Genomic DNA, 12,235 nt, shown 5'->3' on the forward strand with positions numbered 1-12,235 from the left:
ACATGGCCCGTCCCAATATCCTGATCCTGATGGCCGACCAGTTCAACGGGACGTTTTTCCCCGACGGACCTGCGGGTTTTCTGCACGCGCCCCATCTCAAAGCATTGGCAGAGCGGTCCGTCCGCTTTGCCAATACCTACACGGCAAGCCCGCTTTGCGCGCCGGCCCGTGCGTCCTTCATGTCCGGTCAATTGCCCAGTCGAACAAGGGTCTATGACAATGCCGCCGAATTCGCATCCGACATACCGACCTATGCCCATCATCTGCGGGCGGCAGGCTATTACACGGGCCTTTCAGGAAAAATGCACTTCGTCGGGCCCGACCAACTGCACGGCTTTGAGGAACGCCTGACGACGGATATCTATCCGGCGGATTTCGGCTGGACGCCCGATTATACCAAGCCCGGCCAACGTATCGACTGGTGGTATCACAATCTCGGTTCCGTCACCGGCGCGGGTGTTGCCGAGATCACCAACCAGATGGAGTATGACGACGAGGTGGCCTACAACGCCACGCGCAAACTCTATGATCTGTCACGCCGCCTCGATGAACGGCCCTGGTGCCTCACAGTCAGCTTTACTCATCCGCATGATCCTTACGTGGCCCGAAGGAAGTTTTGGGACCTCTACGAGGAGTGCCCGGCACTCGATCCGCGGTCGGAAGCGATCGCCTTTGAGGATCAGGACCCGCATTCGAAACGCCTGTTGGAAGCGTGCGATCACAAGGCGTTCGACATTACACCGGAGCAAATCAGGCGCGCACGACGCGGCTACTTCGCCAACATCTCCTACATCGACGAGAAGATCGGTGAGATCCTGCAAGTCCTGAAAGCCACCCGGATGGAGGAGGACACCATCATCCTGTTTTTATCCGACCATGGCGATATGCTCGGCGAACGCGGGCTGTGGTTCAAGATGTGCTTCTTCGAAGGCTCCGCGCGCGTGCCGTTGATGATCGCAGCGCCCGGTTGGATGCCTGCAAGGATCGACGCACCTGTCTCGACCCTCGATGTGACACCGACGCTGTGCGGATTGGCCGGGCTCGACATCACCTCGTTGAAGCGCTGGACGGATGGCGAGGACCTGGCACCCCTGGCCGCAGGGGGCGGCAAACGTGGTCCCGTGCCGATGGAGTATGCGGCCGAAGGCTCTATTGCGCCACTCGTCGCTCTTCGTGACGGGCGCTACAAGCTTTCGGTCTGCGACGCTGATCCACCACTGCTTTACGATCTGGAGACAGACCCCGAAGAGCGTACCAACCTTGCCGGCGATCCCGCCTTTCGCGACGTGCTTTCGGCGCTATCAGCAGAGATCGACCGACGCTGGAAACTGCCCGCCTTCGACGAGGCCGTGCGCGAAAGCCAGGCACGGCGGTGGGTGGTCTACAAGGCGCTGCGCAACGGCGCCTATTATCCTTGGGACTACCAGCCTCTGCAAAAAGCGTCAGAGCGATACATGCGCAATCACATGGACCTCAACGTGCTTGAGGAAAACCAGCGCTATCCACGCGGAGAGTAAGAAACGCCCAGGCGTCAATCTTATCCCCGAGGAGCTGGCAAGCTTGCTGCCATCAGCCGGTCTTCCCATCATCGACTGAACTGGCGGCCCTCAGAAGCGCAATAATCGCCGAGAAATCCTCGTGGGCATGGCCTGATGCAACGAAAGCCTCATAGAGTTTTAGGGCATGCGCACCGAGCGGAGTCATCGCCATGGAGTCCGTTGCGGCCTGGTTTGCCAAGCGCAGGTCCTTGAGCATTAACGCGCTCGCAAATCCGGGGGCATAATCACGGTTCGCCGGCGAGGTCGGAACGGGACCCGGCACCGGGCAGTAGGTGTTGACCGACCAGCATTGACCGGATGAGGTGGATATCACATCAAAGAGTGCCTGATGCTCAAGACCGAGTTTCTCTCCAAGCACGAAGGCTTCAGCCGCGCCAATCATCGAAATGCCAAGCAGCATGTTGTTGCAGAGCTTTGCCGCCTGGCCCGAACCTGCCGCTCCACAAGGAATGATACGGCCGGCCATCGGTTCAAGCACCGGACGCGCGACCTCGATTGCTGCAGCGTCTCCACCCAGCATGAAGCTTAGCGTTCCGGCTTCGGCACCGCCCGTTCCACCAGAAACCGGCGCGTCGATCGTCAAGCATTCGGGCAGCAATCCATGCGCGGCCCGAGCGCCTTCTACATCGATCGTCGAACTGTCGATCACGAGCGTTCCGGGTGAGAGAATGCCGACAAGCTGCCTCCAGACATCCAGCACCAGTTCGCCATTCGGAAGCATGGTAATGACGGCATCCGCGCCGCCGACCGCCCCACCGATGGTTTCAACCACCCGGACGCCGCGCTCCGTCGCATTTTTGCGCGCAGCCTCAGCGACATCAAAGCCGCTGACGGTGTAACCCGCCTTGACCAGATTTCCGGCCATCGGCGCGCCCATGTTGCCAAGACCGATAAAGGCGATCGACTGGACCATATCTATTCTCCTTGCCTCAAAGATCGTCCGCAGTTGCTGTTGAAAACAGCGAAGGGAGCGGCTTGATGGCGGAAACGAGCCCCTCTTGATCAACCTCTCCCAGTCGTGCGGGCGACCAGATGGGATTGCGATCCTTGTCGATGACGGCGGCTCGCACGCCCTCGTAGAAATCATGGCGCTTGAGGATCAATGCGTCGGCAGCGTATTCCCGGTCGAGGCAGGTTTCGAGTGAGGCTGAGCTCTGCGCTGCGCGCAGCAAATGCAAGGTCAAGACCAGGCTTGTAGGGGATTTCGCCTCGAGCAGTGCCAGGGTGCTTTTCGCGAAGTCTGACCCGTTCGCCTGCAGGGCGGCAAAAATTTCCTCCATGTCGCCCGAAGCGAACACGCTGCCGATCAGAACAGCATTATCTTTCAGCATCGAAACACCGGGGTCGCCGGCATGCGCCTTGATCGCGCTTTCCAACGTCTGTCCCGATGCGATGTCAGCCAAAAGAGCCGGGAGGGCTTCGGAAGGGACCATGGCGTCGGCAAGACCGGCAGCAATCGTATCTGCAGCGCCGATCGTCGCGCCGCTAAGACCGATCCAGAAGCCGAGATGTTGCGGCGCGCGCGACAGTGCCCAGGTGCCGCCGACATCGGGGAAATAGCCGATACCGGTTTCCGGCATCGCAAAACGCGTCTTCTCCGTGACGATACGGTGGCTGCCATGAACCGACAAGCCAACGCCACCGCCCATGCAGATGCCGTCCATAACAGCCAGCCAGGGCTTGCGCAGGTGGCTGATCCTGGCGTTCAGGCGATACTCCTCAGCCCAGAACGCGAGAGCCTCTTGCGGTGCGGTTCGACCCACTTGCCAAATCATCTTGATGTCGCCCCCCGCGCACAGGGCCCGTCCCTCCCCGGTCAGGGCGATCGCGCGGACTGCGGGATTGCTCTCCAGCGCGTCGATCCCGTGTGAGATCTTACGGACCATATCGAGGTTAAGGCTGTTGAGCGCTTCCGGTCGGTTGAGATGGATGCGCCCCAACGCGCCTTCCAGACTGACGACAACCGTCTCATTGGATGTGATGCCCGTTGGGGTCTCTCCGGACATGCTATTGCTCCCTTTGAAAATTGGGTTTGCGCTTCTCGACAAATGCGGCCATGCCTTCGCGCTGATCAGGCGTACCGAACAGGCGATGAAACATGGCGCGCTCGTAAAGAATGCCCTCATGCAGCGATAGCTCTTCGGCCTTCATCACGGTCTCTCTTACAAGACGCACCGCAGAACGCGAATAGTCCGCGATCTGTGTCGCAGCCGCCATGGCAGTCGGCACCACATCGGCGTCGGGGACGACGCGCGCAATGAGACCAGCACGCATGGCCTCTTCCGCTCCCATCATGCGTCCGGTCAAATGCAGATCCATCGACAAGGCCCGGCCGATCTGTTTCGTCATGCGCTGCGTTCCACCCATGCCTGCAATGACGCCGAGCTTGATTTCGGGTTGGCCGAACTTCGCGCTTTCGCCCGCGATGGCAAAATCGCACATCATCATCAACTCACATCCGCCACCCAACGCATAACCGTTTACCGCGGCAATCTTCGGTAACCGACTACCCGTGAAGCGATCCCAGATCGCAAAGAAATCCTCCTCGATCATCTGCTGTGCGCTCTTGTCAGCCATTTCGGCGATGTCTGCCCCAGCCGCGAACGCTTTGTCCGAGCCGGTGACGACCAGCGCCCCGATGTCCTTGTTGCATTCGAGTTCTTCCACTGCGCAAACCATGTCGCGTGCAAGCTGCGAATTCAACGCATTGAGCTGCGCCGGACGATTGAGCCTGATCAGGGCAACACGGCCCTCCCGGCTGATCTCGATACATTCTGACATAGCGCTCTCCCTGTTCATGCAGGCGTACCGATCTCAGAGGCTCTTAGAGCTGTCTTGCGATGACCAGCCGCTGCACCTCGCTGGTGCCTTCGTAAATCTGGCAAATACGCACATCTCGGTAAATCCTCTCGACAGGATAGTCTGCAAGATAGCCATAACCGCCATGCACCTGAATTGCGGCGGAACAGACCTTCTCTGCCATTTCCGACGCGAACAACTTGGCCATGGAGGCCTCCGTCAGGCATGGCCGTCCGGCGTCCCGCAGGCTGGCCGCGTGCAGCACGAGCTGGCGCGCCGCCTCGATCTGCGTCGCCATGTCCGCCAGGCTGAAGCCCACAGCCTGATGCTCAATGATTGGTTTGCCAAAACTCTGACGCTCCTTGGCATAGGCGGTCGCGGCTTCAAACGCCGCACGCGCCATGCCGACCGCCTGGGCCGCAATCCCAATGCGCCCACCCTCAAGATTGGCGAGCGCGATCCGATAGCCATCGCCCTCGCCACCCAACCGGTTTTCGACCGGGACACGCATTCCGTCGAATGCCAGCGCACAGGTATCAGAACCATGGAGGCCCATCTTGTGCTCGACGGAAACGACATTGTAGCCCGGTGTGTCGGTGGGCACGATGAAGGCAGATATGCCCTTTTTGCCGGCCTCCGGATCGGTGACCGCGAACACGATGATGACGTTGCCGTTTTTGCCCGAGGTGATGAATTGTTTCGAACCGTCGATAACGTAATGATCGCCATCGAGCCGCGCGCGGCTGCGCAATGCGGATGCATCTGATCCGGCATGCGCTTCCGTCAGGGCGAAGCCGCCGATCCACGCGCCGGATGCCATTTTCGGAAGAAAGCGAGACTTCTGCTCCTCCGTGCCAAAACGCAAGATCGGCACGCAGCCGACGGAGGAGTGAACAGACACGATCGTCGAGCATGCTCCATCTGCCGCGGCAATTTCTTCCAATGCCAGCGCATAGGCGACTGTTCCGGTTTGCGAGCCGCCATAATCTTCCGTCACGAGCATGCCGAGAAATCCAAGTTCTCCCATCTCCGTCAGCTCTTGGCGGGGAAAGGCATGATCGCGATCCCGTGCGGCAGCGCCAGGGGCCAGTCGATTGACGGCAAACTCGCGTGCCGTCTCGCGGATCTGTTCCTGTACGTCGTCGAGCAACATCAGTTTATCCTCTCGATTGCGATGGCGTTGGCCTCACCTCCGCCAATGCAGACGGATGCCATGCCGCGATCGAGCCGCTTATCCTCCAGTGCTGCAAGAAGCGTGACGATAACCCGTGCACCCGAGGCGCCGATGGGATGGCCGAGCGCGCAGGCGCCACCGTTGATGTTGACCTTATCGTGAGGCAGATCGAGGTCGCGCATGGCGGCCATGGCGACCACCGCGAATGCCTCGTTGATTTCAAAGAGATCGACATCGGACAACGCCCAACCCGTCCGCTCCGAGAGCCGACGCAGTGCGCCGATGGGAGCAGTTGCAAAGAGGGAGGGCTCGTTGGCGTAGCTGGCGTGACCGACGATGCGCGCCCTTGGCGTTAGACCACGCCGCTCGGCTTCAGATGCCCGCATCAGGACGAGCGCTGCTGCGCCATCCGAAATGGACGAGGCATTGGCGGCCGTCACGGTACCGCCTTCCCGGAAGGCTGGGCGAAGCTTCGGTATCTTTTCCGGCTGCGCCTTTCCCGGCTGCTCATCGATGGAAACGCGTGTCTCACTCTTGCCTACCGAAACCAGCACCGGCGCAATCTCCGACACGAAACGGCCTTCGGTCGTTGCCCGCCTGGCTCGCTCCAACGACGCCAGCGCGTAGGCGTCCTGGGCGTCGCGCGTAAACTGATAAGCCTCGGCACAATCCTCCGCGAACGTGCCCATCAGGCGACCTTTCTCATAGGCATCCTCCAAGCCGTCGAGAAACATGTGGTCGAGAACCTGTCCATGTCCCATGCGATGGCCAGTGCGCGCCTTCGGCAAGAGATAAGGTGCATTCGACATGCTCTCCATGCCGCCGGCAACGACGACATCCGAAGAGCCCGCGTGAACGAGATCATGGGCCAGCATCACGGCCTTCATGCCGGACCCGCACATCTTATTCAGGGTCGTAGCACCAGCTGAAAGCGGCAGACCAGCGGCAATCGCCGCTTGCCGCGCAGGCGCCTGACCCTGCCCTGCGGAGAGTACGCAGCCCATGAGAATTTCCTGGACAGCATCCTTTGCCAATCCGGCGCGCGAAAGCGCAGCTTCGATGGCGGTTGCGCCGAGTGTCGCAGCAGGAACGCCAGCAAAATCCCCTTGAAAACCGCCCATAGGTGTTCTGGCGGAGCCGACGATCACGATTGGGTCTCGTTCAGTCATCTGTAGTCTCCTGATGGTTTTGCTTCATCGCGGCGGCATTCTCAGCGCGCCATCGAGACGGATGACTTCGCCGTTCAGCATCGGGTTTTCGACAATGTGGCGCACCAGTGCCGCATATTCCGAAGGTCGCCCAAGCCGTGGCGGAAAGGGAACGGAAGCGCCGAGAGCATCCTGAACGTCTTGCGGCATGCCAGCCATCATCGGTGTCTCGAATATCCCAGGTGCAATGGCCATGACCCTGATCGCGTGACGTGCCAGTTCTCGAGCCGCGGGCAAAGTCAGCGCTGCCACGCCGCCCTTGGAAGCCGCGTATCCCGCCTGCCCGATCTGCCCCTCGAAGGCCGCGACCGACGCGGTGTTGACGACGACGCCACGCTCGCCGGTTTGACCGGGCTGCTGCTTGGCCATGGCATCGGCTGCAAGCCGCACCATGTTGAACGTACCGACAAGGTTGATCGTGACTGTTCTGGCAAAGCTCTCCAGGCTGTGCGGCCCTTCGCGGCCGATGATCTTCTCACCGGGCGCGACGCCTGCGCAATTGACGAGAACATCGATACGGCCGAACGCGTCGATAGCCGTGCTTATTGCTCTTTCACCGTCCTGGGGGTTAGCCACATCGGTGAGAACGAAACGGGCAGCATCACCCAATTGAGCCGCCAGCGCCTCCCCGCGGTCGGCGTTGACATCCAGCAGTACCGCGCGCGCACCGGCCTCCACCGCCATGGCAGCTACGGCGGCGCCGAGCCCGGAGCCAGCTCCGCTGATCAGGAAAACGCTTTCTTCAAGCTTCATGCCGAATGATCCTGCTTTTGATGTGCATTGATTTTTTCGATCTCCGCCTTACGCAGCAAAAACCGCTGGATCTTGCCGCTTGGCGTCTTGGGCAGTTCAGAGACGAAATCCACCAGGCGCGGATACGCGTGGGCAGACAATCGCCTCTTGACGTATTGCGCCAGTTCCTCGGCAAGATCGGGCGTCGCCTCAATGTTTTTGCCGAGCACGACGAACGCTTTGACGATTTCCGTCCGCTCCGGATCGGGCACCCCAATCACCGCCGCCTCGACCACGGCGCTGTGCTCGATCAAGGCGCTTTCGACATCGAAAGGCCCGATGCGGTACCCGGACGAGGTTATCAGATCGTCTTCACGGCCGATGAAGCTGATGGAGCCGTCGGCTTCCGCTTCCACCGTATCGCCTGTTCGATAGAAGCCACCGGAGATAGCCGGTGTGTCCTGTTGAAAGTAGCCCTTGAACCACATCAACGGAGAATTGGCGATGTCCACCGCAAGCACGCCCGGTTGATTGGGACCGAGTTCACGACCCTCATCGTCGAGCACGGCAACGCGATAGCCCGGCATGGCGAAACCCGCTGAACCGGGGCGTACGCCATGGTCCAGCCCGTGGTGATTGTTGACCACCATTCCCGTCTCGGTCTGCCCGTAATGATCGTAAATGGGTGCGGCCAAGTGTGTCTCGAACCAGCGGATGATCTCCGGGTTCAAGGGTTCGCCAGCGCTGCTGACCACGCGCAACTGCCTTTTCGCAACCGTTGCGGCTTCCTCGCCCGCCGGGATGAGGAGACGGAAGGCGGTTGGCGATCCCGCGAGGCTTGTCACGCCGAGCCGGTTGATGATGCTGTAGGTGCTCTCTGCGGTAAAACCGCCCTCGTACAATATCGTCGCGCACCCCAACATCAACGGCCCCGCAACGGCATAGTACATTCCGTAGGCCCAGCCTGGATCGGCGATATTCCAGAAGACATCGTCCTCGCGCAGATCGATGGCGTAGCGCATATAGGCGGAGAAGGAGGCAAGGGCGCGCATCGAAACAGGAACGCCCTTGGGAAGCCCCGTCGTGCCGGACGTCGACATCATCATGAAAAGATCGTCGCCACGTCCGATCACAGGATCGAAAGTGGAACTGCAGGCTGCCAGCGCACCCCGAAAATCAATCGTGCCGTCGATACTCGGCTCCTCTTTATCCCGCACGATTGCGAGAAGAGGATGGTTCGTTATCTCGGAAAACTTCGAAGCGTTGGCCGGATTGGTCACCACCAGCCGGGCATTGCTCATCTTCAAACGGTGTTCGATCGCCTTCGGTCCGAAGGCCGTAAAGAGCGGCTGGTAGACGGCGCCCATACGCCATGCACCAAGGATAACCACGATCAAGTCGACGGTGCGCGGCAGCATGCCGGCGAGCACATCTCCCTTTCTCAGCCCTTGGGAAACGAAGAAATTCGCTGCGCGCGCCGACATATCGCGCAATTTCTCGAAAGTATATTCGCTGAGCACACCCTTGGTCGAGACGCAGCGAAGCGCGATCCTGTCGCTGCCAACATGCCTGTCACAGCACTCCACGCAGGCGTTGATGGCAGTCTCGATATCCCCGGCTAGTCGCCCGGTGGCCTCGCTCAGCTGAAACGCCGATGCCTCGGCAGCATAGCTGCACTTCGTCTTATCGCCATGTGACTGCAGCACGGCATCCTCCTCCTCTATCGACCCGCCGCATAAAGCGTCTCCTCCGGGTAAAGGAAAAATCTAGCAAATCGAGACTTGCAAACAATGGCGGTCATGAACATCATGAATGATCGAAAATACAATAGTGGGCATACCCATGCTTGAGCGCCGCATGATCTCGTCAGGCTTCGTTGAGGATGCCATCGACTGCTTGCGGCAGCGAAACATCGACCCATCCCCCGCCCTGGCGCGGGCGAATATCTCACTCGACCACGCCGGCGATGTGTCGAATGAGCAATATGGCACGCTGTGGCTGGAGGTCGCGGCCCTCTGTCAGGACGAGTTTTTTGGCCTGGGCGCTCGGCCCATGCGGCCTGGCAGCTTCAAGCTCCTATGTCATGCTGTTTTGCATGCGGGGACGCTGGAACATGCTCTCAAGCGCGCGCTGATGTTTCTCAACATCGTGCTTGATCACCCGACCGGTGAACTTCGCAATCAGGATGGGCAAGCGGAAATCGTTGTCGTGAGCGCTGATGCACCGCGTCCGGCATTTGCCTATCGAACCTACTGGCTTATCCTGCTCGGCGTTCTTTGCTGGCTGATCGGGCGACGGATCCCGCTACGGCGTGTGGATTTCGCCTGCGCTGCCCCAGTGAACCGTCGTGACTATCTCCAGTTCTTCGGCGCGCCGGTGCATTTTGACACGTCAGTGACACGGCTCGTCTTCAATGCAAGCTACCTTGCGCTGCCGACGATCCGGGATGAAAAGTCGCTGAGGAGCTTCTTGCGCGGGGCGCCGGCCAATATCCTGCTGCGATATCGTCACGACCAAGGCCTCGCCACACGATTGCGGACGCGCTTTGAAATGTCGAGTACCGAGGACTGGCCCGACTTCGATACCTTCGCTCGGGAGATGAAGCTGTCACCCGTAACTTTGCGACGAAGGCTGAAAAGCGAGGGGCAGAGCTTCCTCGCCATTCGTGACGATATTCGTTACAAGCGTGCACGCGATCTGATGGGACTTCAGATCTTGAGTGTGGCTGAGACTGCAGCTCGGCTGGGCTATGCAGAACCGAGCGCCTTCCACCGCGCCTTTATAAAGTGGTCCGGGATGACGCCCGCTGCTTTTCGAAAATCTGCATTGGAAGGCGCCAACGACGAGGTCAGCCAAGACGGGCGCACGACAGTCGATGACTAGATGGGAAGTACGTCTTCGTTCTTCACCACCTCGATGATCACAGAACTCTGCATCTCCCTGACACCGGGCAGACTGACGAGCTTGCTCTGCATCAAATGCTGATAATGCTCGATGTCGCGCACCACCACCCGCAGCAGAAAGTCGAAGTCTCCCAAGACAAGGAGCGCGATTTGAATTTCCGGGATGGCGCGCACTGCCCGCTTGAACGCCTCCAGCGCTTGCGGTTCATGCGCCTGTAGTTTGATCCTCACGATCACGAGCGTATCGAAGCCGAGACTTTTAGGATCGAGGATCGTCCTCTTGCCCTTGATCACGCCGGCCTCTTCCAGCGCCGCTATCCGCCTCGAGCAAGGCGACTGGGAAAGGCCCGCGCGTTCGGCGACTTCCGTGACCGTGAGATTGCCGTCCGTTTGGATCGCCCGCAGGATTCTCAAATCGGTTTCATCGATATTTGGCATGAAAAATCCTCAAAACCCAAAATAATTCGCTAGTTCAGCCAATAGTGAAGCCGAAGTGAGCTCAGAAAGCAAACACCATCTCCGGAATCCCGGTTAGGCTGGAACAATGGCTTAGGGAGGAAATGGCCATGCCTGACATTTCGACAACAACCGACGGTGAACATCCCGCTGTACCTGCTCAGGACGCCGCCAGGCGCAGCCGGCTTCAGTTCCCGCATCCACCTGCACGGCCAGACCAGCCTGCGGATTTTTCGGCGATCGTCGTTCCGCCGGCCGGCATCTTGGCAGTGCCGGCTCTGGATATCAGCGCCAGTGGCTGTCGCGATCTCGCTGTCGGCATGATCCGTATCCTTGACGAGAACAATAGGCCTGTCGGCCCATGGGCCGACTATCTTGGCGAGGTTTCTGCCGACAGGCTGCGGCAGGGTTTGCGCGACATGCTCAAGATGCGCGCGATCGACAAGCGGATGCTCAACGCGCAGCGACAGGGTAAGACGTCCTTCTATGTGCAGTGCACTGGCGAGGAAGCTATCGGATGCTGCTTCCAGCGGGCACTTTCCCAAGGCGACATGAATTTTCCGACCTACCGCCAGCAGACGCTTCTTGTCGCAGCGGAGTACCCGCTGGAGCAGCTGATGGGCCAGCTTTATTCCAATCCACTGGACCCGCTGAAAGGTCGGCAATTGCCGGTCATGCACTCGGCCAGGGATTATGGCTTCTTCTCGATCTCAGGCAATCTTGGCACACAATATGTTCAAGCCGTCGGCTGGGCAATGGCCGCAGCACTGACCGGAACGGGCAAGATCGCCGCGGCGTGGATTGGCGATGGCGCTACCGCTTCCAACGACTTTCACAGCGCGCTGCTCACCGCCTCTGTCTATCTGCCGCCCGTCGTCCTCAATGTCGTCAATAACCAATGGGCAATCTCCACCTTCACCGGCATCGCTGCCGGCAAAAGTGAGACATATGCCGCTCGGGCACTGGGTTACGGCATTCCAGCACTTCGCGTCGATGGCAACGATTACCTGGCGGTGATGGCGGTCTCGCGTTGGGTGATCGAACGCGCGCGCCAGGGATATGGACCGGTCCTCGTCGAGTGGTTCACCTACCGCGTGGGGGCCCATTCGACGTCCGATGATCCGAGCGCCTACCGCCCGCGCGACGAGGCGCGCGCCTGGCCGCTTGGAGACCCTATAGACCGCCTGAAGATGTACCTGATATCGCGCGGCGACTGGTCCGAGGAGCGTCATGTGCAGGCAGAAGCCGAAATCCTGGATGAGGTGATTGCCGTTCAAAAGGCGGTCGAGGCGCACGGCACATTCGTCGATCCGCAGCCGATTTCCCCGTCTGAGATTTTCCTGAACGTATACGCGGACATGCCGGAGCATCTGCGACGACAGCGCCAAGAAATGGGGTACTGAC

The 12,235-nt window shown here is 59.9% G+C and carries 11 protein-coding genes; 3 read left to right on the forward strand and 8 right to left on the reverse strand.

The window, feature by feature from the left end; translation table 11 throughout:
• Positions 1 to 2: 2 nt before the first annotated feature.
• Positions 3 to 1,517: a choline-sulfatase gene (betC, locus tag AC07U5_RS14895; protein WP_494723466.1), complete on the forward strand. Its 1,515-nt coding sequence runs from the start codon at positions 3 to 5 to the stop codon at positions 1,515 to 1,517.
• Positions 1,518 to 1,569: 52 nt separating this feature from the next.
• Here the strand turns inward: betC and mmsB are convergent, their stop codons facing one another.
• The 7 genes from mmsB to AC07U5_RS14930 are packed head-to-tail and all read right to left on the reverse strand — an operon-like array spanning position 1,570 to position 9,178.
• The gene (gene mmsB, locus AC07U5_RS14900; RefSeq protein WP_494723467.1) at positions 1,570 to 2,472 is read right to left on the reverse strand and encodes a 3-hydroxyisobutyrate dehydrogenase; all 903 of its coding nucleotides are present in this window, start codon (positions 2,470 to 2,472) and stop codon (positions 1,570 to 1,572) included.
• Positions 2,473 to 2,488: 16 nt separating this feature from the next.
• On the reverse strand, positions 2,489 to 3,565 hold the full coding sequence (locus AC07U5_RS14905) for an enoyl-CoA hydratase/isomerase family protein (protein WP_494723468.1): 1,077 nt from the start codon (positions 3,563 to 3,565) through the stop codon (positions 2,489 to 2,491).
• Between the two features lies 1 nt (position 3,566).
• Positions 3,567 to 4,340, reverse strand: a complete 774-nt coding sequence (locus tag AC07U5_RS14910; protein WP_494723469.1) for an enoyl-CoA hydratase-related protein — start codon at positions 4,338 to 4,340, stop codon at positions 3,567 to 3,569.
• 43 nt (positions 4,341 to 4,383) lie between these two features.
• Positions 4,384 to 5,511, reverse strand: coding sequence for an acyl-CoA dehydrogenase family protein (locus AC07U5_RS14915; protein ID WP_448746025.1), 1,128 nt, complete (start codon positions 5,509 to 5,511; stop codon positions 4,384 to 4,386).
• The gene (locus AC07U5_RS14920; RefSeq protein ID WP_494723470.1) at positions 5,511 to 6,701 is read right to left on the reverse strand and encodes an acetyl-CoA C-acyltransferase; all 1,191 of its coding nucleotides are present in this window, start codon (positions 6,699 to 6,701) and stop codon (positions 5,511 to 5,513) included. The genes AC07U5_RS14915 and AC07U5_RS14920 overlap by 1 nt, the downstream gene beginning before the upstream one ends.
• A gap of 24 nt (positions 6,702 to 6,725) precedes the next feature.
• Positions 6,726 to 7,493, reverse strand: a complete 768-nt coding sequence (locus tag AC07U5_RS14925) for an SDR family NAD(P)-dependent oxidoreductase (RefSeq protein ID WP_494723471.1) — start codon at positions 7,491 to 7,493, stop codon at positions 6,726 to 6,728.
• Positions 7,490 to 9,178, reverse strand: a complete 1,689-nt coding sequence (locus tag AC07U5_RS14930) for an acyl-CoA synthetase (protein ID WP_494723472.1) — start codon at positions 9,176 to 9,178, stop codon at positions 7,490 to 7,492. Before AC07U5_RS14930 ends, AC07U5_RS14925 begins: the two co-directional genes overlap by 4 nt.
• A 106-nt stretch (positions 9,179 to 9,284) precedes the next feature.
• Here AC07U5_RS14930 and AC07U5_RS14935 point away from each other — a divergent pair, with 106 nt between their 5' ends.
• A complete protein-coding gene (locus AC07U5_RS14935; RefSeq protein ID WP_494723473.1) occupies positions 9,285 to 10,355 on the forward strand; it encodes an AraC family transcriptional regulator in 1,071 nt (356 codons plus the stop codon).
• On the opposite strand, the gene AC07U5_RS14940 is transcribed toward AC07U5_RS14935, so the two are convergent.
• Entirely contained in the window at positions 10,352 to 10,813 is a 462-nt protein-coding gene (locus AC07U5_RS14940; RefSeq protein ID WP_494723474.1) for an Lrp/AsnC family transcriptional regulator, read from the reverse strand. The genes AC07U5_RS14935 and AC07U5_RS14940 overlap by 4 nt on opposite strands.
• A 128-nt stretch (positions 10,814 to 10,941) precedes the next feature.
• Here AC07U5_RS14940 and AC07U5_RS14945 point away from each other — a divergent pair, with 128 nt between their 5' ends.
• A complete protein-coding gene (locus AC07U5_RS14945; protein ID WP_113179133.1) occupies positions 10,942 to 12,234 on the forward strand; it encodes a thiamine pyrophosphate-dependent dehydrogenase E1 component subunit alpha in 1,293 nt (430 codons plus the stop codon).
• The last annotated feature ends 1 nt before the right edge of the window (position 12,235 follow it).

The sequence above is a fragment of the Agrobacterium sp. GW821-FHT02D03 genome (assembly GCF_059421725.1).

Excerpts from the sequence above, each read along its gene's own strand:
- betC (WP_494723466.1), top strand. The coding sequence starts at position 3 with ATGGCCCGTCCCAATATCCTGATCCTGATGGCCGACCAGTTCAACGGG.
- mmsB (WP_494723467.1), bottom strand. The coding sequence starts at position 2,472 with ATGGTCCAGTCGATCGCCTTTATCGGTCTTGGCAACATGGGCGCGCCG.
- AC07U5_RS14905 (WP_494723468.1), bottom strand. The coding sequence starts at position 3,565 with ATGTCCGGAGAGACCCCAACGGGCATCACATCCAATGAGACGGTTGTC.
- AC07U5_RS14910 (WP_494723469.1), bottom strand. The coding sequence starts at position 4,340 with ATGTCAGAATGTATCGAGATCAGCCGGGAGGGCCGTGTTGCCCTGATC.
- AC07U5_RS14915 (WP_448746025.1), bottom strand. The coding sequence starts at position 5,511 with ATGTTGCTCGACGACGTACAGGAACAGATCCGCGAGACGGCACGCGAG.
- AC07U5_RS14920 (WP_494723470.1), bottom strand. The coding sequence starts at position 6,701 with ATGACTGAACGAGACCCAATCGTGATCGTCGGCTCCGCCAGAACACCT.
- AC07U5_RS14925 (WP_494723471.1), bottom strand. The coding sequence starts at position 7,493 with ATGAAGCTTGAAGAAAGCGTTTTCCTGATCAGCGGAGCTGGCTCCGGG.
- AC07U5_RS14935 (WP_494723473.1), top strand. The coding sequence starts at position 9,285 with ATGATCGAAAATACAATAGTGGGCATACCCATGCTTGAGCGCCGCATG.
- AC07U5_RS14940 (WP_494723474.1), bottom strand. The coding sequence starts at position 10,813 with ATGCCAAATATCGATGAAACCGATTTGAGAATCCTGCGGGCGATCCAA.
- AC07U5_RS14945 (WP_113179133.1), top strand. The coding sequence starts at position 10,942 with ATGCCTGACATTTCGACAACAACCGACGGTGAACATCCCGCTGTACCT.